The sequence below is a fragment of the Pseudohongiella sp. SYSU M77423 genome (assembly GCF_029911965.1).
Classification (GTDB): Bacteria; Pseudomonadota; Gammaproteobacteria; order Pseudomonadales; family Pseudohongiellaceae; genus Pseudohongiella.
The window spans coordinates 50,577-74,980 of sequence record NZ_JARYTH010000007.1 but is presented as its reverse complement, the minus strand read 5'-3'; the positions used below and the strand labels follow the sequence as shown (position 1 = coordinate 74,980).

19 protein-coding genes are annotated in these 24,404 nt (G+C 57.4%); 8 read left to right on the top strand and 11 right to left on the bottom strand.

The window, feature by feature from the left end:
* Positions 1–137 precede the first annotated feature (137 nt).
* Positions 138–1,256, top strand: a complete 1,119-nt coding sequence (locus QGM61_RS14215; RefSeq protein ID WP_281133369.1) for an OprO/OprP family phosphate-selective porin — start codon at positions 138–140, stop codon at positions 1,254–1,256.
* Between the two features lie 69 nt (positions 1,257–1,325).
* On the opposite strand, the gene QGM61_RS14210 is transcribed toward QGM61_RS14215, so the two are convergent.
* From QGM61_RS14210 to QGM61_RS14195, 4 genes are all read right to left on the bottom strand, one after another.
* Positions 1,326–2,504: a hypothetical protein gene (locus QGM61_RS14210; protein WP_281133368.1), complete on the bottom strand. Its 1,179-nt coding sequence runs from the start codon at positions 2,502–2,504 to the stop codon at positions 1,326–1,328.
* 17 nt (positions 2,505–2,521) lie between these two features.
* On the bottom strand, positions 2,522–3,442 hold the full coding sequence (locus tag QGM61_RS14205) for a hypothetical protein (RefSeq protein WP_281133367.1): 921 nt from the start codon (positions 3,440–3,442) through the stop codon (positions 2,522–2,524).
* A gap of 79 nt (positions 3,443–3,521) precedes the next feature.
* Positions 3,522–4,913, bottom strand: coding sequence for a c-type cytochrome (locus tag QGM61_RS14200; RefSeq protein ID WP_281133366.1), 1,392 nt, complete (start codon positions 4,911–4,913; stop codon positions 3,522–3,524).
* 172 nt (positions 4,914–5,085) lie between these two features.
* Positions 5,086–7,554, bottom strand: coding sequence for a vitamin K epoxide reductase family protein (locus QGM61_RS14195; RefSeq protein WP_281133365.1), 2,469 nt, complete (start codon positions 7,552–7,554; stop codon positions 5,086–5,088).
* 209 nt (positions 7,555–7,763) lie between these two features.
* Between QGM61_RS14195 and QGM61_RS14190 the strand changes: the two genes are divergently transcribed.
* The 7 genes from QGM61_RS14190 to mtnC all read left to right on the top strand — a co-directional run bounded on the left by QGM61_RS14190 (position 7,764) and on the right by mtnC (position 12,866).
* Entirely contained in the window at positions 7,764–8,009 is a 246-nt protein-coding gene (locus QGM61_RS14190; RefSeq protein ID WP_281133364.1) for a DUF4142 domain-containing protein, read from the top strand.
* Between the two features lie 138 nt (positions 8,010–8,147).
* Complete coding sequence (locus tag QGM61_RS14185) at positions 8,148–8,744, top strand: nitroreductase family protein (RefSeq protein ID WP_281133363.1); 597 nt, start codon at positions 8,148–8,150, stop codon at positions 8,742–8,744.
* A gap of 66 nt (positions 8,745–8,810) precedes the next feature.
* Positions 8,811–9,665 carry a pirin family protein gene (locus tag QGM61_RS14180; RefSeq protein ID WP_281133362.1) on the top strand — a complete coding sequence of 285 codons (855 nt, stop codon included), beginning with the start codon at positions 8,811–8,813 and terminating at the stop codon, positions 9,663–9,665.
* Positions 9,662–10,873: a class I SAM-dependent rRNA methyltransferase gene (locus QGM61_RS14175; RefSeq protein WP_281133361.1), complete on the top strand. Its 1,212-nt coding sequence runs from the start codon at positions 9,662–9,664 to the stop codon at positions 10,871–10,873. The genes QGM61_RS14180 and QGM61_RS14175 overlap by 4 nt, the downstream gene beginning before the upstream one ends.
* A 97-nt stretch (positions 10,874–10,970) precedes the next feature.
* A complete protein-coding gene (locus tag QGM61_RS14170; protein WP_281133360.1) occupies positions 10,971–11,612 on the top strand; it encodes a methylthioribulose 1-phosphate dehydratase in 642 nt (213 codons plus the stop codon).
* The gene (locus tag QGM61_RS14165) at positions 11,609–12,169 is read left to right on the top strand and encodes a 1,2-dihydroxy-3-keto-5-methylthiopentene dioxygenase (protein WP_237134350.1); all 561 of its coding nucleotides are present in this window, start codon (positions 11,609–11,611) and stop codon (positions 12,167–12,169) included. Before QGM61_RS14170 ends, QGM61_RS14165 begins: the two co-directional genes overlap by 4 nt.
* 7 nt (positions 12,170–12,176) lie before the next feature.
* Positions 12,177–12,866 (top strand): acireductone synthase, encoded by a 690-nt coding sequence (gene mtnC, locus QGM61_RS14160; RefSeq protein ID WP_281133359.1) that lies wholly within the window; start codon positions 12,177–12,179, stop codon positions 12,864–12,866.
* 333 nt (positions 12,867–13,199) lie between these two features.
* Here the strand turns inward: mtnC and QGM61_RS14155 are convergent, their stop codons facing one another.
* From QGM61_RS14155 to QGM61_RS14125, 7 genes are all read right to left on the bottom strand, one after another.
* On the bottom strand, positions 13,200–15,209 hold the full coding sequence (locus QGM61_RS14155; protein WP_281133358.1) for an acetoacetate--CoA ligase: 2,010 nt from the start codon (positions 15,207–15,209) through the stop codon (positions 13,200–13,202).
* Between the two features lie 2 nt (positions 15,210–15,211).
* The gene (locus QGM61_RS14150; protein ID WP_281133357.1) at positions 15,212–16,093 is read right to left on the bottom strand and encodes a hydroxymethylglutaryl-CoA lyase; all 882 of its coding nucleotides are present in this window, start codon (positions 16,091–16,093) and stop codon (positions 15,212–15,214) included.
* Positions 16,090–17,919, bottom strand: coding sequence for an acetyl/propionyl/methylcrotonyl-CoA carboxylase subunit alpha (locus QGM61_RS14145; RefSeq protein WP_281133356.1), 1,830 nt, complete (start codon positions 17,917–17,919; stop codon positions 16,090–16,092). The genes QGM61_RS14150 and QGM61_RS14145 overlap by 4 nt, the downstream gene beginning before the upstream one ends.
* 2 nt (positions 17,920–17,921) lie before the next feature.
* A complete protein-coding gene (locus QGM61_RS14140; RefSeq protein WP_281133355.1) occupies positions 17,922–18,794 on the bottom strand; it encodes an enoyl-CoA hydratase-related protein in 873 nt (290 codons plus the stop codon).
* Positions 18,795–18,836: 42 nt separating this feature from the next.
* Positions 18,837–20,438 carry a carboxyl transferase domain-containing protein gene (locus tag QGM61_RS14135; protein ID WP_281133354.1) on the bottom strand — a complete coding sequence of 534 codons (1,602 nt, stop codon included), beginning with the start codon at positions 20,436–20,438 and terminating at the stop codon, positions 18,837–18,839.
* Positions 20,439–20,822: 384 nt separating this feature from the next.
* Positions 20,823–21,986, bottom strand: coding sequence for an isovaleryl-CoA dehydrogenase (locus tag QGM61_RS14130; RefSeq protein ID WP_281133353.1), 1,164 nt, complete (start codon positions 21,984–21,986; stop codon positions 20,823–20,825).
* Between the two features lie 832 nt (positions 21,987–22,818).
* Positions 22,819–24,366, bottom strand: coding sequence for a methyl-accepting chemotaxis protein (locus QGM61_RS14125; protein WP_281133352.1), 1,548 nt, complete (start codon positions 24,364–24,366; stop codon positions 22,819–22,821).
* Positions 24,367–24,404 lie beyond the last annotated feature (38 nt).

Here is a 24,404-nt window from a genome sequence, read left to right as displayed (position 1 = left end):
TTGTCACGGAAATGTCGTTAAATTGTCTTAATGTCACGAGACTGTCATATATCTGTAATAAAGTTGCGCCCGTTCACTGAAATGAGGTCAGAAACCTTCTTTCAATGCGGATTAATACCGGCAATTTGGAGATAAATGTGACTACAAAACCTACCTGGATCAAACTTTCGCTAGCAACAGCAATCAGCGTCGCGGCAACCGGAACTGCCTGGGCACAGCCTGAGTTCGACCTGCGTGGACGTGCTCATTTCGATGCAGCCTTCGTCGACGCCGACCAGAATCCGGAACTGGGCAGTGGCGCTTTACTCCGTCGTGGCCGTCTGGGCGTCGATGGTGATCTCAACGATGACTGGGATTTTCAGATCGAATACGATTTTGCTGGCGGCAGCGCGACGGCCAATGACGTTCGCTTGCGCCGCTCTTTGGGCCCAGGCCGATTGATTATCGGTCAGGTGAAGGTTCCAATGGGACTGAACGAACTTGCAAGTTCCAACAATATCACTTTCATCGAGCGTTCGGCTCCCAGCAATCTGGTGGTGGATTCACGACGTCTGGGACTCAGTTACCACATGTCGCAGGGACCAGTCACCTTCCAGAGTATGGTCTACACCAAAGCCATCAACCAGAGCACTGCTGGCAACGACCCGGTAGGCGTGGCGGGGCGCGTGGTCTTCAATCCGGTCAATGACGGTGGCAATGTAATTCACCTGGGTCTGTCGGCCGCGGTCGAGGATCTGGGCACGAATGGCAGTGTTCGCCTGCGCGAGCGTCCCGAGTCTCGCCCTGCGAATGGGGTCCGGGTCATCGACACAGGCACGATCAACAATGTCAGTTCCACGGCCAAGTTCGGACTGGAACTGGCCTATCAGGCTGGTCCTTTTTCAGCTGAGGCAGAATACCTCAATGTGAATCTGGATCGCGCCGGTGTCAGCAGCCCAAGCTTTGGTGGTTACCACGTGCAGGCCAGTTATGTGCTGACGGGTGAATCGCGCAGTTATTCGGGTGGCGTTTTTGGTGGCATCAGCCCGTCGGGTAGTAAGGGCGCATGGGAAGTGGCAGCCCGCTACAGCAGCGCTGATCTGGATGACAGCGGCATTGTCGGCGGGGGGATGGACAACATCACTCTGGGGGTGAACTACTATGTTTCGTCCAACCTGCGCTTCATGGGCAATCTGATATTCTCCGATGTCACCGATGGCCGGTTTGGCGACGAGAACGTTAATATCTTCCTGATGCGCGCCGCCTACAGCTTCTGACGAAGAAGCTTCTTCTTGCCAGGGCGAGGGTGCCATTGCTGATCAAGGGCAATGGCATCCCGACCCTGCTCAATTAGGCCCGGACATACTCATATGATGCTGCATGTTCATGGCATCACGGGATCTGTTACGTTCCGAGCCCATCAGTTCGCCAATGGCCGGCCCACCCTGGTTGTAAATGCCGCCGCGCAGAGCTGACAAAAGATAGCTCATATCATCGGTGGCGATGTCCTTATCGGTAAACTGCGCCACTTTTGCCAGAATTGCCTGCTCTTGGGTCTGCGCATCCAGCCCCGGATAGGCGATGATATCGGTGATGGCAGCATCCAGCATGTTCAGATTGTCCACGATGATCGCGGCCTCAGGTGCCAGGGTGTACAGCGACGGCGCTATGGTCGGTACGGTGGGCATTTCCACGGGTGCGGGGAACATGCTCATGCCACTGCCTGAACCCAGTTTGTTGTTGTAGCGTGCCAGTGTCTCTCCGACCTGGCCGTCAAACTGAGGGTCCACCTGGCCACGAATCATGGCTTCCATAGAGGCCAGGTGCAGCCATTGATTGGACCAGAGCAGGCCGCTGACGCGCGGGTAGACACGCTTCAGGCTGCCCGCATAGGCATGATCAAGATACAGGGAGGCTGGCTTGGGGCGCGCGGAAACGGTATACATGTCGTCACCCGTTAGATACGTCTCGATAACTGCCTGCGTCGCCAGTAATTTGGCGTCGATGTCCAGGTCAGGATCGGCCCAGAGCTGCCACAGCTGTTCCTCGAATTGCCGACCCCGGGCCAGCACCATTGCAGCGTGGCGGGGTAAGTCAGCAACATTTGAATAAGCTTCGGCGGCTTCTGCGTCGCTATGATCCCCGCGGACCACCCGTGCCAGTTCGACCCGCATCCCCAGGTCCAGCTCGTCCATATCACTGTTGTGTGCATGACTGGTTTCCGGAGCCGCTGTCATGCCATGAGACATCATCTGTCCGTGATTCTTGTGGCTGGGGCCCTGGTCCTGCATTTGTTCCAGCTGCAAACGCACCTCTGCCTGCGCCTGAGCAAACCGGGGATCCCTGTCAACCTCCGCGATAGCATTCAGCGCGGCGGCATGGGTGACGGTGAAGGCGTTATAGAGGCGGGCCAGTTCGGGGCTGGCCTGACCGAGGGCGACAGCCGGTATCAGCAGGCTCAGGATCGAGAGACTCACGAACAAGGTGACGGGGGGCCTTAAAATGTTCAGTTGTTTGCGGGTCATAGCCCAATCCCCAGTTGTTATTCAGTGACGAGGACGCGCAGATAGGCGTTGCTCCAGCAACACTGGTCCAGCGCATCGCTATCGGAGGCGCGCCAGTTGTCGAGACGGGCTCGTATCAGGTACTCACCCGGTTCTGAAAACGAGGCGGTTACCCGTGCTGGACCCACACTTTCTTTCACCGCCACGGCATGCTGCGGCGGCGCGTTGCGGCTGAGCGGCGAGGCAGGGCGCGTGTCCAGAAACGGCATCGACTCATGGGCGGTAAAGCTCACTTCACCAGGCCCCTGGTGCCGGTACCACGACACGCGGGTGTCCAGTGGTTTGGCATAGCGTGGATCGTTGGGGTCGTGTTTGGATGGGTCATTGGTCCAGACCTCAAGCGTAATGGGCTGATCGACAGGAGTCTGCAGTACCTGCTCCGAGATGATGCCCTCCGGACCACTGCCGTGGGGTCCGCTCTGGCTGAAAGCGATCAGTGGCTGAACGCTTCCCTGCGGACGCGGATTCCGGTCCAGTTCGTAGGCCGTGGATCCCCGTTCGCCGGGCACCTTAAGCTCTTCGCCTTCGGAGATCAGGTGCCACCAGATCGTAATGTCCTCCATGGAGGCGGGGATGGTGACGGCAAACGCACCGTGGTGTCGCCCCGGTAAAAAGTACTCTGGCTGCATGCCGCCCAGCGCTTCCGGCGCAATGCGATTGTTCTCTCCAATCGGGATCAGGACTGGCTCCCGATTGCGGTTTTGATAACCATAGGACACCGTCACCGAGCCGTCCTCATTGGCATACCAGCCTTCCATAAAGGGAATGACAGGTGTCCCGGCGCCAGGTGCCGGTCGCAGCAGGCGATCAGTCTGTTGCGCGCCCAGGCTGGTGATCATCAAGGCATTCACCAGTAAGCACAGCGCCAATCGCAGCGCATGGGAATTCACTATTCGCATGTAACCGCCCTCCAGTCTTATTATTAGAATCCGCCCTTCAATCTGGCGGGCCCTGAACCTGCCAGGGCCCGGCCTGGAATCAGTTGTTCGCCGTCGCAGCCATGGCCCTTGCTTCACGGGCTTCGCGCTCGGCCAACAATCGCTGATAGGTTTCATCATCCAGATGGGAAACGGCTATCCAGGCATGCGTCATTTCATCGGCGGTTCGCTGGCCCCAGGCGACCCACTGGCGAGGATCCGGGTTGTTGGGGTTGTTGGCGGTATTGTCATACCACTGCTTGATCACCAGGACGGCGCCGGCCGGCAGCAGCGGAGCGGCATCAGGCTCGAACAAATGGCTGTGATGCCAGGTCGCGCTCCAGTCGGAAATAGAGCTGACGACCTCGGTTTCACCCGTTTGCGGATAAAAAATCTCCAGCGACGCAGCGTTCATGCGCAGGTGGCCATGAGGCTGGAAACTGTCAATCCGGACCGGATGGTCAAATGTGTGGAAGCCCTGTGTCATAATCCTGCCATGGGGCGGAATGAGCAGTTCTCCCTGATCCAGTTGATACGCTGACAGATCCTGGATGATGTCAGCCTGGTAATCCTCGTCGTGCAGCCAGATGCCCAGCTCGACAACGTTATCCTCGATGACCCCACCAGGAGCGGTCGCACCGAGCCCGCCCGGATACAGATGAATGTCCCACTGTACCAGTTTGCCGGCGGTGGCTTTGCGGCAGACACCTTCGGGAATGATCTCGCCCCATTTGCCCATGGCGTACTCGGTCAACGGGCTGCGGGATACGTTCCCGTTTTCGTCAACTTCTGCGAAGTAGGTGTTGGCATGGTGCACCACTGACTTGGCGTCCCCGCGCGGCTTCACCTGCACGGCCTTGATGCAGCGATCCGAGGTCAGCCCGCTGTCGACAAAATGGATGTCCCACAGATCATTGCCGCTGGCCGGCACATCTGACGGGTTGGACGCCAGCACAATATCCGGCTGGCCAAACTGGTCAGCAAAATTCCATTCGGCCAGATCCGGCAGATCCGGCATGGGTGGTAGTTCGTTGAGGTTACCGGATTGGGAGCCGTTCTCTACCCAGGCGACAATGGTGTCAATTTCGTCCTGAGACAGCCGCCAGTCGCCCTGCAGGTCCTGGATGCCTATTCCATGGTCGTAGGAGTAGGGGGGCATCTTGCGACTGACCACTCTGTCCTGGATCAGAGGTGCCCACGGGCGCACCTGTTCATAGCTGGTTAACTGCATGGGCGCGATACCACCTTCGCGGTGGCAGACTACGCAGTTTTCATTGATGATGCTCGCCACATCGGCGGCATAGGTGGGTGCAGACATGGCCGTGGTGGAGCTGTGAGCGCTGGTTTCCTGGGCCATGGCATCCAGCGACAGACCGGCGACGATCAACGCCGTGAGCACCGCGGGGCCTGCGTGAGTCTTGTGTAACATGCCGGGAGTGAGTCTTGTTTTCATTCTGTTCTCCTCGATTAATGCAATGGGTCGACCTGAACACGCTCCTTTCGGGAATGGCTACAGCTTCAAAAGACTAAAATATTTACTTAAATAAACAGTACAATAATCATCAGCACAATAGAAGCCGGTATTACACCAGAATTACCAAAATATTTGTGCCCCAGACACGGCCTCACCGTATCAAGGCCGACCAGTCCCCGTACTCGCCGTTCACCGGCCCGCGCGGAATTGACGCCACTATTGTCGCTACCGCTATCCCCAGCGTAAACAGCTGCACTGTCAGCGTACTCTCCAGCACAAAGGCGCAGATCGCCAGTGCCATGGCCATGATCATGTTCAGGAACCGCAACGGCCGGCCCACTTCAGCCAGGGCCGATATAGAGACGGTGATCATCAGCGCACCAATAAGATGATGGGTGTCGGCCATGGCGCCCTCGGCACCCAGCAGCAGGCGGGTGAACATCAGCACCACACCCAGTGCTACACAGATACATAAACCGGTACACCAGCGTACGCCGCCGGAAAACAGCATACGCATGACCTGCAGCGGCGGCTGTTCGAAGTGCTCCTTTTCGTACACCTGTTTATTCTCTGGCATGTCGTCCGTGTCACCGAAGATGAATGTGCGCAGCAGGGAATGTCCCTGCCGTTTGCGGCGCGCCAGGAACTGGCAGGTGGCAAGAATCTCATCCAGCGAGAAAGGAATCTGCAACAGCATCGCAGCCGCCGCCATCAGACACAGGGTGCACCAGGTGTCGAGCAGAATAGGCTGAATGATGATGAAGGTAATTGAAACCGTGCCTAGTGGTACAATCAGAATGCCGAACAGTATTGTCAGCCAGGGCATGGTTCGCCAACGACTGGATGAACCAATCAGTCCGACAAGAATCTCCAGCAGGTAAACCATTGCGCCGGCACCGGCATCGGGTACAGGCCAGGCCTCAGAAATAGAGGAGGTGATAATCTCCCCGGTACCGTTTTTACCGTCCCCATCTATGGCGCCCACAAAGAATGGATCCCATACGGTGTCGATGTGCCCGAGTTGGTAGGCTGCCATGTAGGCGGAGATAAAAAACCCGATTAGTGCCAGGATAATAATCGGCAGACGCTGCGACCAGGTCGACGGCGAATACTGCCAGCCCGGTGGAACTGTCGGGCCGGTCATCACGGCAACTGGCGACACCCCGGGGGCAGGGCGTAGCGCTACCGCAAAACCGGCAACCAGGGTGCCCACAATACAGCCGTTAAGGTAGGCAGCAGGAGATGTACTGCAGAACACGAGCGGTGCCAACATTACCCACAGACCGACGATGGCCGTAGCCCATCTGGCGACCGGCAAGCGCCAGGACATAGATAATAGCGACAGCATGATAATGGCCGCACCGGAGATCATGTCGCTGATCACCATAGCCTGGGATTCGTAGGCAAGCCGTGGCACAGAAAACAGCAGCCAGCAGCCCAGGAACACATTGATCATGCTGCCCCATAAGTTGCGGGCGTGTTCGTCCCGGTACCACTTCTCGTGTGCCTTCAGCAGTTTGTCTGGGTCATCAACCTGTTCGTCGGCGACTGCCAGCGTGTCCGGCGGTCGCATGCCGTTGCGCTGATACCAGCCAACAGGATCTTTCTCCAGATTTTTGAGCATGGCTGGCAGTTTTTTGCGGATAGAGTGTTTTGGTTTCCAACCAAGCATTTCCTCAGCCTTGCTGATATCAAGCGCGTAGTGGTCAGCCGCCAGATCAATAAGAAAGGGACGCACGAACGGCTTTTCGCCGTGGTCAATGGCATCGGGTACTACCGGCTCGCTTTTTTCCTGCAACCAGGCGCCGGCTTTGGCAAGCGGCTGTGGCAGATTGACAGTGGTCCATTTGTCTTCTCCATGAATCAAATTGCCCAGTGTGTTCTGCAGCTCCGAGTAGCTCATCACCTCGGGTTCGCCGGCCAGAATAACGCAGTCATCAGGCATCTTGTTGCGGCGATCAACAGAGCGTTTAAAAAGATCCAGCATGTCATCCAGATGAATGAAGGACTGGCCAGCTTCGGTGTCGCCAGCATACAGATGTGATTTGGGGTGGCGCTCATAGATCCAGGCGATTTGATGCGCCAGTGTTGGTACGGCGCTGCCATCGTCATACAGACCTGCCAGGTGCAGAAATGTGCATGGGATCTTGCCACGTTGTTCGCGAATTTTTGCCTCGGTATCCGCTTTTGATTGAGGGTAGGCCCAGGCAGGCTTCAAAGGTGTGAGTTCGTTGATCGATTCACCGGGTGAGCAGGGCTGATGGACCAGCATGGTGCCAGAGTAGATGAATCGTTCGACGTTAAAATCCCTCAGCGCATTGAGCAGCCGTTCCGAGCCGCGCACATTAACTTCATCGTAAAGTGGCGATTTTTCACCGCTAAAGTCAAAGTAGGCGGCCAAGTGGATGACGGCAGCAATTTTCTTACCGTGTTTCTTGCGAAGCTGTCTAAAGGCTTTCGCCATGGACTCGTCCGACGTCAGATCAGCCTCCACATCAGCAGGCTTATCCCGGTCCAGGCCTATCACATGATAATCAGATGAGAGTGACTTGCCGAGCGCCGTCCCGATGTTGCCGTTCGACCCAGTGATCAACACCAGTGGTTTCGACTGTCTGGCCATGGCCGCGCTCCTCCTGTCTTGCTCCTTTTCAGCTTGCTTCTGCACTTACCGTAACACTTCCACGACGCCATTTCATGTGATGCTGCTTTTCGTACGTAGCAATTATGGACTGTATGGTGCTGAAATAAAGCCACATTGAAGTTGTCAGTAGCCAGCTCTATTGCGGTTCCAATGTTTCAAAAACTTCTTTGAACTTCAGGCCATGCCTGTTGTCACATTTAGTATGGTTCTTCATTTCACCAAGTGAATTTGTTGCGGCTGCCTCTGCCAGTCATATCGCTCAGGTCGCAGCTGCCAACGCAGCACTGCAGGACTGCAGCAGTGAGATCCGGACCTACGCCAGTGAAATGTCTGAAGGCTTCGCCGAGATCAACGCTGAGTTGGGGGCCATTGCCGACGAATATGATCTGCAAATGACTGACGCCCTTTACCCCCAGCAAGTAACCGGCAGCTGAGTCAGCGATCATCACATCATCCTGTTTTTCCATGAACGAGGGTAGTCTGCTCTGGTGCTGCCGTCGTATGCCCTGATAGTCTGGGTTGAATCAACCCTCAAAGTTATGGGTAAAGCAAAACGTAAATGGAGTGCTTTCATGGAAAACATCAAACAATACCCCGACACGATCAGGCCCGATTTTTCGGCACGCGACATGCTGCCAGGCGTTGATGAGCTGATTGCCCGGCGCTGGTCGCCGCGCGCTTTCGCCAAAACTGAAATAGCCGAGGCGGGTGTAAAAACGCTGTTCGAGGCGGCACGCTGGGCCCCATCGTGTTTTAACGAGCAACCCTGGCGGTTCTACGTTTCCACAGACGAAAATTTTGACGACTTCCTGGGTCTTTTGCTCGATGGCAATCAGGCATGGGCTAAAAATGCCTCACTGCTTGGTTTCGTCGTGGTAAAAAAAACGTTCACCAGCAACGGCAAACCCAATGCTTACGCCGAGTTTGACGCAGGTGCTGCCTGGATGGCGATGACACTTCAGGCGCGCCAGATGGGGCTGTACACCCACGGCATGGGGGGCATCAAACATGATGAGGTCGCGCGCTACCTTAAACTCGATGATGATTACAAGGTTGTCTGTGGACTGGCCATTGGCGTGGCGGCTGAACCTTCAGTGTTGCCTGAGGAAGTTGCGGCGAAGGAAAAGCCCTCACCGCGCAAACCTCTGTCTGAAGTTGTGATACGCTAAGCGGCGCTTAGTCGGGTACGGGGCTAAAGCTCCGTCCCCGCCTCAATTTTACGGAGAACCTCTGACATGGCAAAAGTACTCAAAGGCGACGACAAGGATTTGGGCGGATTCTCCGTCTCGCGTGTACTGCCCCATTTTGAAAAGAAGATGGTCGGCCCGTTCATCTTCTTCGACAACATCGGTCCTGCAAAATTTCCTGCAGGCAAGGGCATCAATGTGCGGCCGCACCCCCACATCGGCCTTGCCACAGTCACCTACCTGTTTGCCGGCAGCATGCTGCATCGTGACAGCCTGGGCTCGGTTCAGGAGATCTTCCCCGGTGACGTCAACTGGATGATTGCCGGCAATGGGATAGTGCATTCCGAGCGTGAAACCCACGAGGTACGTGCGACCGAGCATCCGCTGCACGGTCTGCAGCTTTGGGTGGCGCTGCCGCCGGATCATGAACGTATCGACCCGGATTTTTTGCATGTTGGTAAAAACGATCTGCCCTGCATTTACCGTCCCGGTTTGATGATGCGTCTGATTGTAGGAGCAGCCTACGGTCGCAGCTCGCCGGTGCGTACGTTCTCGCCGATGTTTTATCTGGATGTGCTGGCCGACAAGGACAGCGAGCTGGAGCACCCGGCACGTGATCAGGAGGCTGCCATCTGCATCATTTCTGGCGCTCTGGAGATTTCTGGCCAGCGTTACGAGAAGGGTGATTTCGTCCTGCTCGACAGCGATGACACGTCTTTCACAGCGCTGGAGAATTGCCGATACGTCATCATTGGCGGAAAACGCTTTGAACGCATCCCGCACATACACTGGAACTTTGTTGCCTACGAACGTGCGACCATCGACGAGGCCCGCAAGCGTTGGGACGCAGGCGAGTTCCCGTCAATCCCCGGTGATGACGAAGAGCATATCCCACTGCCATGAATACCTTACAACTGAGTAAAGGGCGCGAAGCGTCGCTGTTGCGTCATCACCCCTGGGTGTTTTCCGGTGCCGTGGCTCGTGTCACGGGCAACCCCGCACCTGGCAGCACCGTGCAGGTGGTGGCGGCCGATGGCAAACCGCTGGGCTGGGCCGCGTATTCACCGGAGTCCCAGATTCGCGCACGAATGTGGGCGTTTAACGCTATTGTGGGTGACAATTTTCAGGTGGATGCAGCCAATATTGCCTCGCGTGTTCAACGCGCGGTGCAACGGCGTCAGCACCTGCTGGGTGAACGCCGCACGGCGATACGCCTGATCTATGCAGAATCCGATGATCTGCCTGGTCTGATTGTTGATCGTTATGGCGACTACCTGTCATGTCAGTTCCTCAGCGTCGGCGCCGAATTCTGGCGTGACACCATTATTGCGGCGCTCAATGAGCACTCGCCCAATCGTGGCATCTACGAACGTTCAGACGTCACAGTGCGCAAGCACGAGGGGCTGGAGTCCCGAAAAGGGTTGATCAGTGGTGAAGAGCCACCAGAATTCATCACGATCAATGAGGCCGACCGGCTGCTGGATGTCAGCATCACCGAAGGCCACAAAACCGGTTATTATCTGGACCAGTACGACAATCGCAGCCTGGTTCAGCAGCTTTGCACACAGGCAGGGCGCCCGCTGAAAGTGCTGAACTGCTTCTCCTACACAGGTGGTTTTGGCATCGCTGCGCTCAAGGGTGGCGCAGAGCACGTCACCAACGTGGACTCATCCGGGCCAGCGTTGGAGCTGGCGGGCCGTAATCTCGAACTGAATGGATTTGACCCGGATCAGGCGGAGCTGGTGCAGGCCAATGTGTTTGATTATCTCCGCGATCTCAAGCAGCAGTCGGGCAGCCGCTACGACATGATCATTCTGGATCCGCCCAAGTTTGCCGAGACCAAACATCAGTTCAAACGGGCGTCCCGCGCCTACAAAGATATTGCGCTGCAGGCTGGTGCGCTGTTGAATCCTGGCGGCTGGCTGGTCAGCTTTTCCTGTTCCGGTGCCATCGATCCACCGCTGTTTCAGAAAATCACGGCAGATGCGCTGCTCGATGCAGGAAGACAGGGACGAATCACTCACCATCTGCATCAGTCCTCCGATCATCCGGTGGCTTTGCCATTCCCGGAGGCACTGTATCTGAAAGGTCTGGTTTGCCATGTCGACTGATGGTGAGCTGGCAGCCAGACCCAGGACGACAATGTCGTGTCACTTTACCGGCAACGGCGCTTATGCCAGGCCGCAATTCAGTTTATAATCGCGCCCCATGACCCAAGCAGATTCCTTCCAGCAAGCCGTGAATGGCCTGATCAGCGCTGGCCAGCGTATATGGCAACAGGGCTGGTGTCCTGCGACGAGCAGCAATTTTTCGCAGCGCCTGGACGACAGCAGCTGCGCAATCACCGTATCTGGTCGTGACAAGGGGCAATTGAGCGCCGATGACATCATGCGCGTGGACCTTGATGGCAGGTCCCTGGATGGCAAAAAGCCGTCGGCCGAGACCCTGCTGCACACCACGCTGTATCGTCGTGACCCTGGTATTGGAGCGGTGCTGCATACCCATTCGGTCAAGGCGACGCTGGTCTCCATGCATGCCGATGGCCCGGTAGAGTTCAAGGGGCTGGAGCTGCTGAAAGCCTTTACCGGCACGGTCACACATGAGTCCAGCCTGTCGCTGCCGGTGTTTGATAACAGCCAGGACATCGCCGCCCTTGCAAAACAGGTCGATGACCATATGAATGAGACAGGTACCGGTCACGGTTATCTAATTCGAGGCCATGGTCTTTATACCTGGGGTCCGGATTTGCCGACAACACTGCGCCACCTTGAAGCGCTGGAATTTTTACTGGATTATTACTGGCATGCCAGCCGCTGGCAGCCAGCCGAAGCACGCGAGGTCGACCGATGAGTGAACTGAGTATCTTTGCCGACAACAAGCCCGATCACGAACTGTTGCACAGCGCCGATGCCAGCGAGATCGCGCAGGAGCTGGCCAAAGTCGGCATCCGATTCGAGCAGTGGCAGGCTGGTCAGGACGTTAAGGCCGGCGACAGCAGTGAGCAGGTACTGGCAGCCTACCAGGCCGACATCGACAAACTGGTCGAAGAAGAGGGTTATCAGACAGTCGACGTGATCAGCCTGGATGCCACCGATAATCCGGACGTACAGGCAAAAGTGCCTGAGCTGCGTCAGAAGTTTTTAAGCGAACACCGTCACAGTGAGGACGAAGTGCGCTTTTTTGTCGATGGACAGGGTTTATTCAGCCTGCATCTCAACGATAAAGTGTACGAAGTGCTGTGCCAGAAAGGCGACCTGATTTCAGTGCCCGCCAACACTCCGCACTGGTTCGACATGGGGCCAAAGCCCCGTTTTGTAGCGATCCGGTTTTTCAACAACCCCGAAGGCTGGGTAGCCAACTACACCGGGAGTGCGATCGCCGAGTCGTTCTCCAGACTGGAGTCATAAAAGGACAATGAAGCCAATCGCGATCGTTACCGATATCGAAGGTACCACCAGCTCCATCCGTTTCGTCAAAGACATCCTGTTTGTATACGCCGAGCAGTTTCTGCCCGACTTCGTTCGCAAGCACAAGGAAGAGCGTGACGTGGCCCGCCAGCTGCGCGCCATGTCCGAGAGCACTGGCATCCCGCTGCGCAACACCGAGGCACTGATCGCTCAGTTGCAGGAGTGGATGCGGCAGGACAAAAAGGTGACCGAGCTCAAAGCGCTGCAGGGAATGGTCTGGGAGCAGGGCTACCAGCGCGGTGAATACCAGGCGCACCTGTACCCCGATGTCCCCGAGAAACTGCGTGAATGGCAGGAGCAGGGCATCAATCTGTATGTCTACTCATCAGGTTCCGAAAAGGCCCAGCGCCTGTTCTTCCGCTACACTACCCACGGCGACCTGCGTCTGCTGTTTGCCGGCTACTTCGACACCACCATCGGCGCCAAGCAGGAAGTCGAATCCTACCAGCACATCGCTGACTGGATAGCGCTGCCGCCCAAGGACATTCTGTTCCTCTCTGACATCGAGGGTGAGCTGGATGCGGCGGCGGAGATCGGGATTCAGACGATCCGCGTGGTCCGCCCGCAGGAGGGTGACGCTGAGGTGGATTCGAAACACCGGGTGGTTCACTCGTTTGCGGAAATCACATTTGATTGACGGCTGTCAGCTTTAGCGCTTCCGGCGTCGGAACCAGGGTAGCAGTCCTCCTCAGGTTTTCGTCGCTCCTTGCTACCCTGTCCCCGCCGCCTCGATTGGACGTTGGTGCCGCATCTAACTGACGCCGGCACGAGGGGAGGGAGGCGGGTGTTACTTGTCGCCCCATCAGGGCGCGTTTATCCTTTTGCCGGACACCCGATCAGCGGGAGGACTGTCTGAGTCCTGAGCGGCGAAGCCGCGAAGTCGAGTTCCGCCCCGCCGGGTGTCCGGTGAAAGGATGCGATCCGGGCGACAAGTAACACCCGCCTTCCGGACCGATCCAGAACCGAATCACTAGCGGTGGCGTTCGGCAAAGGCTTCGTACTCGCGCAGGGACTGCGGATTTGCAAGTGAGTCCTGGTTTTTGACGGGCCGACCGTGAATCGCCTCCCGCACTGCCGTCTCAGCGATCTTGCCGTTCAGCGTGCGCGGGATGTCGTGCACCTGCTCCATCAGCGCCGGGACGTGCCGGGGTGAGGCGCCGTGTCGGATGATCTGGCGGATGCGTGCCTGCAGTGCCTCGTTCAGCGTGGCTTCGTCCCGCAGGCGCACAAACAGCACGATGCGGATGTCCCCATCCCATTCCTGGCCGACCGCGACGCATTCCAGTACTTCATCCACCTGCTCCACCTGACGGTAAATCTCGGCCGTGCCAATCCTTACGCCGCCCGGGTTCAGCACCGTGTCCGAGCGGCCGTAGATGATCCAGCCGCCATTGTCTGTCTGTTCTGCGTAGTCGCCATGAGTCCAGACATTATCAAAACCTTCAAAGTAGGCGGCGCGGTACTTCTGCTGGTCCTCTGTGTCATTCCAGAAGCCGACCGGCATGCTGGGAAAGGACTGTCGGCACACCAGTTCACCTTTTTCGCCAACAACCGGCTGGCCGGCCTCGTTATAGACGGCCACGTCCATGCCAAGACCCGCGCCCTGAATCTCGCCGCGGTTCACGGGCTGCCAGGGGTTGCCCAGTACGAAGCAGGAAATGATATCGGTGCCACCTGACATTGATTGCAGATGGATGCCGGGTTTGATGTCGCGCCAGACATAGTCAAAGCTTTCTTCGCTCAGTGGCGAGCCAGTCGACATCAGTGCCCGCAGTGCGCTCAGGCGATGTGTCGTCAGTGGTTTCACACCGGCTTTCTCGGCGGCAGCCAGATACCTTGCAGAGACGCCCAGCAAGGTGATGTCCAGCTCGTCGCACAGATCAAACAGTATGTCCGGTCGCGGATGAAACGGCGAGCCATCAAACAGCACCAGCGTCGCGCCGGATGCAAGTCCTGTCACCAGCCAGTTCCACATCATCCAGCCACAGGTGGTGAAGAAAAACAGGGTGTCGTCGCGAGTCAGCTGCAGATGCAGGTGGTGTTCCTTGCGCAGTTGCAGAAGCGTGCCGCCTGTCCCATGAACGATGCATTTGGGTACACCTGTGGTACCCGATGAGTACATGATAAAAAGCGGGTGATCAAAGTCGGCGGGGTAAAAGCTTAAAGCTTCGACCTCTGTGGCCTGGCTGTTTGCGCTACTGCCTGGGCTGTATTCCACGCAGCTTTGCCAGTCGTGGACTTTGCAGTTGTCTGAACCTTTGGGTTGCTCACTGGCATCGTAGAGTTCTGGCAATACGATCAGGACTTTCAGTGAGGGAAGAGCGGTGGCGAGTCTGTCCAGAGTGTGGTGGTGACTGTGCTGCTTGCCGGCGTACACATGGCTGTTAACGGCAAACAGCGCCACTGGCTCGATCTGCGAAAAACGATCCAGCACACCATTAACACCAAAATCCGGGGAGCATGAGCTCCAGATCGCGCCCAGAGAGGTGGCCGCCAGCATCGCCACCACGGTCTCTATTCGATTCGCGGCAAAACCGGCAACCCGGTCACCGGCCTGCACACCCTGATCCCGCAGCCAGGCGGCGACATGTGTCACCTGTTCTGCAAGTTGCGCGTAGCTCAGCGTCTGGCGATTGCCGCGCTCATCGGCGAATATCAGCGCTGCCTGGTCATCGCGGAAGCGCAGCAGATTTTCGGCGAAGTTGAGCTGCGTTCCGGGAAACCAGCGATCCTGCCAGATGTGCTCGCCGCGTTTAAGCGTCTCATCTCCGAGTGTGTGGGTGATGATGCCAGTAGTGGCCAGGCAGGCGCGCCAGAAGGCCTCGCGTTGAGTGATGCTGTGCGTGTGCAGCGTGCTGAAAGGAGTGGGCGGAGTAAACGCAGCGAGCTGCCTGTTGTGGTCGCTGTCCGGTTCCGGGCTGTGTGATGGCGTACTGTGAAGTTGTTCAAGAAGCTGCCGGAAATCGATGTCAGTGCTCATGACTATGTCTCCATTGCCTGCGCAACTTTGGAGCGGTTCTGACACTCCAGCTGCCCGCAGATCCAGTGACTGACGGCGACCAGTTGCGGGAGGTCCACACCGGTGTCCATGCCCATGCCGTGCAGCATGTAAATCACATCTTCTGTGGCTACGTTACCACTGGCACCTTTGGCGTAGGGGCAGCCACCAAGACCCGCCACTGAGGCGTCAATGGTGGTGATATCCAGTTCCAGCCCGCTGAGCAGATTTGCCAGCGCCTGGCCGTAGGTGTCGTGGAAATGCATGGCCAACTGTGCCGGTGATGCAACCGACAGGCAGGTCTTGAGAACCTGACTGACCTGTCTGGGTGTACCGACACCAATCGTGTCGCCCAGTGAGACCTGATAACAACCCAGTGCCAGCAGTTCTTCGATGGCCATGACCACATCAGCCTCGGGTACTTTGCCCTGGTAGGGGCAACCCATGACAGTGGACACATAACCGCGTACCGGAATGTTTTTATCGCGGGCCGCTTCGCAGACCTGGGTAAAACGCTGAATGCTCTCGCGGATGCTGCAATTGATATTCTTCTGACTGAAGGCCTCTGATGCCGCGGCAAACACTGCAACTTCATCAGCGCCCGCGGCCATGGCCCGCTCAAAACCCTGCATGTTCGGGGTCAGCGCAGAATAGGTCACTCCTGCCTGCCGCTTGATCAGACCAAACACGGCTTCCGAGTCAGCCATCTGCGGGATCCAGCGTGGTGATACAAAACTGCCTGCTTCAATATGCTGCAGACCACACTGCGCCAGTCGATCAATCAACTCGGCCTTGACTGCAGCTGGCACCATGACCGGTTCGTTCTGCAGCCCGTCGCGTGCTCCCATCTCATACAGTGTAATCATGCGTCCAGCTCCATCAGTAACTGGTCGGGCTGTACCATGTCGCCCTCATTGCAGTGCAGCTCGGCAATGACGCCATCGTGAGAGGCACGCAAGGTGTGTTCCATCTTCATGGCTTCCATCACCAGCAGTGCTGAGCCGGCTTCCACTTTGTCACCCGCTTTAACTTGCAGGGCAATCACGCGGCCGGGCAGGGGCGCCCTGATATGCCGCTGAGCCTCGCCTGCGTGGCCGGCACCGGACAGTGCCTCTGGCAAAGTGGCCGGGGAGGGTGTGCCACCAGCAAAACGCGGTGACAGATAAAGGGCATCCAGATGGTAACGACGCGAAGCTTCTGACTGCTGCGTGCGCCAGGCGTTCAGTGCACCCCAGTCTCCGGCATGGTGTCCCGCATGGCTCGTCAGACTGGCAGTATCTGAAGCGGCAGCGCGGGTTTGTGGCTGCGACATCGCACGCGTTGCCAGAGAAGCCGCAATGGCTTCGTGGTGTTTTTGCAAAAACGCCGTAGTGACATCACCACGACGGAAGGCAGCAGTATCAACGATGGCACCCAGATAACTGGCGTTGTGATCAATGCCAACAATTTTTAGCTGCGCCAGTGCTGCCGACAGCCGGGCGGCAGCTTCTTCACGACAACTGCCATGACAAATGACCTTGCCCAGCAGACTGTCGTAATAGACGCTGATACGGTCGCCGCTGCGAAAACCTGCGTCGACGCGAACCTGCTCGTCCTGCGGCCAGGCCAGGTGTGTGATGGTACCCGTTGATGGCAGAAAATCCGGAGCACCAGACTCTGCATTGATGCGTGCTTCCATCGCCCAGCCCTGACGTTTGATGTCATCCTGCTGCGCGGGTAAAGCTTCGCCACTGGCCACGCGCAATTGCCATTCAACCAGATCCAGTCCGGTAATGAACTCGGTGACCGGGTGCTCCACCTGCAGTCGGGTGTTCATCTCCAGAAAGTAGAATTCACCGTCCTGATAAAGAAACTCAACCGTACCAGCGCCGCTGTAGTTAATGGCCTTTGCAGCGTTCACAGCCGCCTCGCCCATAGCCTGACGTGTCTCCTCCGTCAGCCCGGGTGCCGGCGCTTCTTCAATCAGTTTCTGGTGGCGCCGCTGGATGGAACAGTCACGTTCATGCAGGTGAATACAGTTGCCCTGCGAGTCGGCAAATACCTGAATCTCCACGTGCCGGGCATTGGGCAGATATTTTTCCAGCAACACCTGGTCATCGGAGAAAGCCGCTTTGGCTTCACGTTTGACGCTGGCCAGTGCCTCGGCGAATTCGCTGCTGGACTGGACCACACGCATGCCCCGGCCGCCTCCACCAGCACTGGCCTTGATCAGTACCGGATAGGCTATTTCATCCGCGTGCTTCTGGAGGGTCGCAGTACTCTGACCAGCTTCATGGTAACCCGGCAATAGCGGGACACCTGCCTCGCTCATCAGCTGTTTGGCCTGCGACTTCGATCCCATGGCGGCGATTGCATCAGCGGAGGGACCCACAAAGATTAATCCGGCGTCGCTTACTTTGCGTGCAAACCCGGCGTTTTCTGAAAGAAAGCCGTAGCCTGGATGGATCGCCTCGGCGCCTTCGGCTTTAGCGATTTCGAGTATCAGCGCCTGATTAAGATAGGTGTCAGTGGCGCTGAATGCCTCCTTGCCGACCGAATAAAGTGGCACTGCTTTGTCGGCCAACTGCACGTGCAGGGCCTGACGATCGGCCGCCGAATAAATGGCGATGGTGCGAATGTTCAGCCGGCGGGCGGTACGAATGATGCGGCATGCTATTTCGCCGCGGTTCGCAATCAGCAGGGATTTGATCATGGTCAATTCCCACCCTTGCCTGTGGGCTGTTTCTGGCTGCTTGCAATCCAGGGCGCGTCAGCCTTGTCGAAGAATGCCTGCAGACCACCCTGTGCCTCTTCAGCTGCACGTACCCGCGCGATCAGCTCGCAGGTGTACTCAGTCACTGCCGCATCTTTGGGTACCGGCACCAGATAACGGATCAGGTTTTTGGTGTCGGCCATCGCGCCAGGTGCATTGCGCAGCAGTTGAGCTGCCAACTCGTGCGCGCGTGTCATCAGAGAATCAGCCGCCACGGTTTCGTGGATCAAATGCGCCGCAGACGCTGCTTCTGTATCAAACACCTCTGCCGTCAGGAAATAACGACGCGCCAGGTGCGGCCCCATCCGACTGATTACAAAAGGACTGATCACCGCAGGTACCAGTCCGAGTTTGACCTCGCTGATGCTGAAGCGGGTATTCTCGGCCGCCACTACCAGGTCCGAACAGCAGATCATGCCGGTGGCGCCGGCGAATACGTTGCCATGCACCGCAGCAATGATCGGTTTCGGGAAGTCATGCAGCGCCCGCAGCATGGCCGCCAGCCGGGCCGCATCGGCCACATTCTCTGCATGGCTGTAGTTCACCATGGACTTCATGTACTTCAGGTCAGCGCCAGAACAAAAACTCTTGCCACGGCCAGCGATGATCAATACACGCGTGTCCGCATCAGCGGCCAGTCGTGTGATGGTCTGATGGATGCGCGCGATCAGTTCGGGATTAAATGCGTTATGTTTATCTGGCCGGTTCAGCCATATTTCTGTAATGCCGGGGGCAGGGCGCACAATTTCCAGAATGTCGGTGTCAGCACCCTCTGTCAGCGATACCTTGTCCGTGTTCTTCTTTGCTGTAGTCATAGTGTTTAGCCTGTTCTGATCTGCTATCCGAATGCAGCTCTGTTACATACGGAAAATGCCAAAGTCAGTTTTGTTCTGTGGCGCGTGACGCGACGCAAACAGAGAGAGTCCCAGAATCTGACGCGTGTCAGCCGGTACCACAATGCCGTCGTCCCAGATTCGGGCGCTGGCGTAGTAGGGGTGCCCCTCACGTTCGTATTTTGCTTCTATTGGCGCCTTGTAGGCCTGCTCCTCGTCCGCGGTCCAGGCCTGTCCCTTTGCCTTAAGCATGTCGCCACGCAGTTGCCCGAGCACGCCTGCTGCCTGCGCGCCGCCCATTACCGAAATTCGGGCATTGGGCCAACTCCAAAGGAAGCGCGGATCAAAGGCGCGTCCCGCCATACCATAGTTGCCGGCCCCAAAACTTCCGCCAATCAGCGTGGTAATCTTTGGTACGCCGGCGGTGGACACCGCGTTGACCAGCTTGGCACCGTTCTTGGCGATACCTTCATGTTCGTATTTGCGACCGACCATAAAACCGGTGATGTTCTGCAGGAACACCAGCGGAATATTGCGCTGGCAACAAAGCTGAATAAAGTGAGTACCCTTCAGGGCACTTTCAGAAAACAGAATACCGTTGTTAGCCAGAATGCCGACGGTTTGACCGAAGATTTCTGCAAAGCCACAGACCAGCGTGGCGCCGTACAGCGGTTTGAACTCATCGAAATAGGAACCATCCACGATACGCGCGATGACTTCACGCACATCATAGGGACTGCGAACATCCGCCGACACGATGCCGTAGATTTCGTCCGGATCATAAGCGGGTGCAGCTGCTGACACGTCAATGGCAGGTGAGCGGCGACCCAGCCTGGCGATACTGCGGCGCACCAGTGCCAGTGCGTGCACGTCATTATCCGCCAGGTGATCGGCAACGCCGGAAATTTCCGCGTGAACACGGCCGCCACCCAACTCCTCAGCAGTGACTTCCTCGCCAGTGGCGGCTTTTACCAGCGGCGGACCGCCCAGAAAGATGGTGCCCTGGTCGCGTACGATGATCGATTCATCGGCCATCGCCGGTACATAGGCGCCACCCGCTGTGCAGGAGCCCATCACCGCAGCTATCTGGGCGATACCAGCAGCGGACATGCGCGACTGATTGTAAAAAATACGACCAAAATGATCCCGGTCCGGAAACACTTCTGCCTGATGCGGCAGGTTGGCACCACCGGAGTCCACCAGATAAATGCAGGGCAGGTGGTTCTCCATGGCGATCTGCTGCGCACGCAGATGTTTCTTGACAGTCAATGGATAATACGTGCCCCCTTTTACCGTAGCGTCATTGGCCACGATCATGCACGCCTGACCTGAGACCATGCCGATACCGCTGATCATGCCCGCGCCGGGTATATTGTCTTCGTAGACCTGGTAGGCGGCCAGCTGCGACAGCTCCAGGAACGGCGAGCCGGTATCCAGCAGTGCTTCAACGCGTTCGCGAGGCAATAGTTTTCCGCGAGACACATGGCGCTCTCTGGCTTTCTCGTCGCCGCCCAGAGCCAATTTGGCCGTCAGCGCCTGCAGTTCGTCGCGCAGCGCGGTGTGGTGGGCGTGGTTGCGTTTGAATTCATCCGACTGTGGGCTGATCTTGCTCTGAATCTTGTTCACGCGTTCAGCACTCCTTTTGCTGCGGCTCTGAGTTCAGCGCTTCCGGCATTGGAACCAGTGTGGCAGTCCTCGTCAGGTTTTCCTCGCTCCTTGCCACATTGTTCCCAATGCCTCGATTGGGCTGTTGTGCCGCATCTGATGGCAAGCGTAGCGCTTCCGGCATCGGAACCAGTGTGGCAGTCCTCGTCAGGTTTTCCTCGCTCCTTGCCCCACTGTTCCCAATGCCTCGATTGGGCTGTGGTGCCGCATCTGATGGCGAGCGTCAGAGCATCCGGCGTTGGAACCAATGTGGCAGTCCTCCTCAAGTTTTCGTCGCTCCTTGCCACATTGTTCCCAGCGCCTCGATTGGGCTGATTGCTGTGTTCAGATGCGGGCAGTGTGTAGTTAAGCGGTTTCACGGAAGAGCTCCCGTCCGATCAGCATGCGTCGGATCTCCTGGGTGCCGGCGCCGATTTCGTAGAGCTTGGCGTCGCGGAGCAGGCGGCCGGTGGGGTAGTCGTTGATGTAGCCGTTGCCGCCGAGGATCTGGATGGCATCGAGCGAAAGTTTAGTGGCGTGGTCGGCGCTGAACAGGATGGCGCCGGCGGCGTCTTTGCGTGTGGTTTCGCCGCGGTCGCAGGCGCGTGCCACAGCGTACACATAGGCGCGCGAGGCATTCAGCGCAGTATACATATCGGCGACCTTGCCCTGTATGAACTGAAATTCACCGATCGCCTGACCGAACTGCTTGCGGTCATGCACGTAAGGTACGACGACATCCAGACAGGCCTGCATGATGCCCAGAGGGCCGCCGGACAGCACTACACGCTCGTAGTCCAGGCCACTCATCAGCACCTGCACACCACGGTTTTCGCCGCCCAGAATATTGGTCGCTGGCACCCGGCAATCGGCGAACACAAGCTCGCAGGTGTTGGACCCACGCATGCCCAGTTTGTCGAGTTTGGGGGAGCGGCTGAAACCCGGCGCGTCGCGCTCTACAATGAACGCAGTGATGCCGTGCGGCCCGGCGCTGGCGTCGGTTTTGGCGTAGATGACGTAAACGTTTGCATCCGGACCATTGGTGATCCACATCTTGCTGCCATTCAGCACAAAATGATCGCCATCGCGTTTGGCTGACAGCTGCATGCTCACCACATCGGACCCGGCATTGTGCTCACTCATGGCCAGTGCGCCCACATGCTCGCCGCTGATCAGACCCGGTAGATACTTTGCCCGCTGCTCGTCAGTGCCATTACGATAGATCTGATTGACACAAAGGTTTGAGTGCGCGCCGTAGCTCAGCCCGACACTGGCAGATGCACGGCTGATTTCTTCCTGCACCACCACATGCGCCAGATAACCCATATCAGCGCCGCCATATTCCTCAGACACGGTAATACCCAGTAAACCCAGGTCACCCATTTTGCGCCACAGCTCGGCAGGAAACTGATTACTGCGATCAATTTCGGCTGCAAGGGGCGCAATCTCACGTGCTGCAAACTGCTGCACCTGTTCCTGCAGCATGCGCAGGCTTTCGTCGAAGTCGAAGCTTAGTTGGGGGTAGTGCATGGGTGCGCTCTCATTCTAATTTTAGTTCGGGCTTGACCCGATTCTAAACCAAAACTGAACGGATTCACACAACACCCACCGGGATCGCGTAGGCAGGCCAGCATCTTTTGGAAGCGGGACGGGAGGCGGGTGTCAGATCTCGCCCGGATCGCATCCTTTCACCTGGCGCCCGGCGGTGCGGGTCTCGACCTCGCTCGCTGCGCGGGCTCGGGACTCGAACAGTCCTACCCGCTGATCGGGCGCCATGCAAAAGGATAAAGCGCGCCAACCACCATGGATGGCGGGAATGCAGGTTTTGCAGGAGCAAAAACCTGTCTGATTGATATTCTGACACCCACCTCCCGTCCCTTGTGCCAACGTCGATCTGTCAGCTGCCGCCACCGCTCTCCCTCTGCATTGTTGCAGCGAATCAGTTTACTTTTGAAAGAGGGAATCGGACGGTTTCGTGAGCGTTGAAGCATGCTTTGGCGCAGGCGACAGGTCAATCAGCGTCATTTGTACCAAGCTCTATTCGCAGACAAACACCGAAAACAGGTAATGGTTAGCGATTTCCACATAGCTCAAAGATGGCACTAGGGCAGGTGAGGGGGTATCAGCGCTTGCCCAATCAGGGCGCGTTTATCCTTTTGCCGGTCACCCGATAAGCGGGCGGGACTGTCCGAGTCCTGAGCGGCGTAGCCGCGAAGTCGAGTTCCCCCCCGCCGGGTGACCGGTGAAAGGATGCGATCCGGGCAAGCGCTGATACCCCCTTGCCGGACCGCTGTTCAATTATGCGAAAAAGAAGCCGGTGAGCAGGCGGTACATCGTGCCTGCCGACCGGCTTGAGGAGCGATCAACGCGCTGAAAACTGACGAACAAGCTCATGCATGGCAGAGATATCCTGCGCCAGACGCTTGCTGCTGTCCGCAGTCGAACGTGAGGCCTCACTGGTGCGCTCCGACTGCGTCTGAATATTAACGATATTGCGGTTCACCTCTTCAGCCACCGCGCTCTGCTCTTCCACAGCAGTTGCCACCTGGAAGGTCATGTTGCGGATTTCCGAGACGGCCCGGCTGATTGCGCTGTAGGCATTGCCGGCGTCCTGGTTGAACTTGACGCAGTGCTTGGCCTTGTCCTGGGCGCTGGCAATCGAGTCCACGCAGCTTTGCGTGCTGCCCTGGATGCGGTTAATGATGTCCTTGATCTGCACTGTGGAGTTCTGGGTACGCTGCGCCAGAGTGCGGACCTCATCGGCTACCACTGCGAAGCCCCGGCCCTGTTCGCCGGCGCGAGCAGCCTCAATCGCCGCGTTCAGAGCCAGCAGGTTGGTCTGCTCGGCGATACCGTTGATCACCTCGATGACAGAGCCAATCGCGTTGCTGTCATTGCCCAGCTCCTGAATCATGCGGGTAATGTCATCAATATTCGCTGCCAGTTGTGTCGTTGCCGACAGACTTTCATCAATCGAGTGACGGCCGTCTCCAACGCTCTGGTCAGCCTGTTCTGCGGCTGTGGAGGTGTTGGCGGTATTACTGGCCACTTCATGAATGGCGCTGGACATTTCTGTTACAGCTGAGGAAACAGAGTCGATTTCCGCCTGCTGCTGTGCAATGGCCTGATCGGTGGCAGCGACTGCCTTGCTCGCCTGGTCTGCAAGACGGTCGAGGCTGGCGGCCGATTCGTCGACACGTTTCAGAATTGTCGTGACTTCCGAACTGAGCTTTTTCATGGCCAGTTCTACGGTGCCAAGCTCATTCTTGTGACCGGTGTAGACTGCGCGCGAGAGTCTGTCACTGGCGATTTTTTCGGCAGCGTCGATCAGCGGGTTCATCTGTGCAAGCAGGGCTGCGCCGGCAGCGACACCGCATACAGCGCCAAGGGCTGCCAGGGTCCACCCCAGTACGCCACTCAGTGCTGGCACTGTCAATGCAGCAACCACTACCAACAGACTGACAACCTGAACCGCGAGGATGCTTTGACGCCATCCAATGGATGCGTTCAGGCTAACGGACGCGCCACTGCGCAGGCGGGCGTAAAGGCTGCTGGCAGTTTTTACGTGCTTCTCGTCAGGTGCTGAGCGGACAGACTGGTAGCCGGTCACCTTGCCATTTTCAAAGACTGGCGTTACGTAGGCATCAACCCAGTAATAGTCTCCGTTCTTGCAGGAGTTTTTGACCATGCCCATCCACGGTTTGCCGCGCTGAACGGTTCCCCACAATGATTTGAATGCCTCTTTTGGCATATCCGGATGGCGCACGATGTTGTGCGGGGAGCCAATTAGTTCCTTCTCGGAATAGCCTGATATTTTAATGAATTCGGGGTTTGCGTAACGAATATAGCTGTTCAGGTCGGTTGTAGAAACCAGCTTTTCGTTCGCGGAGAATACTTTGCGTTCGGCCATTTTGCGTGTCTCGCTCTATGACATGGGTTGTCAAAATA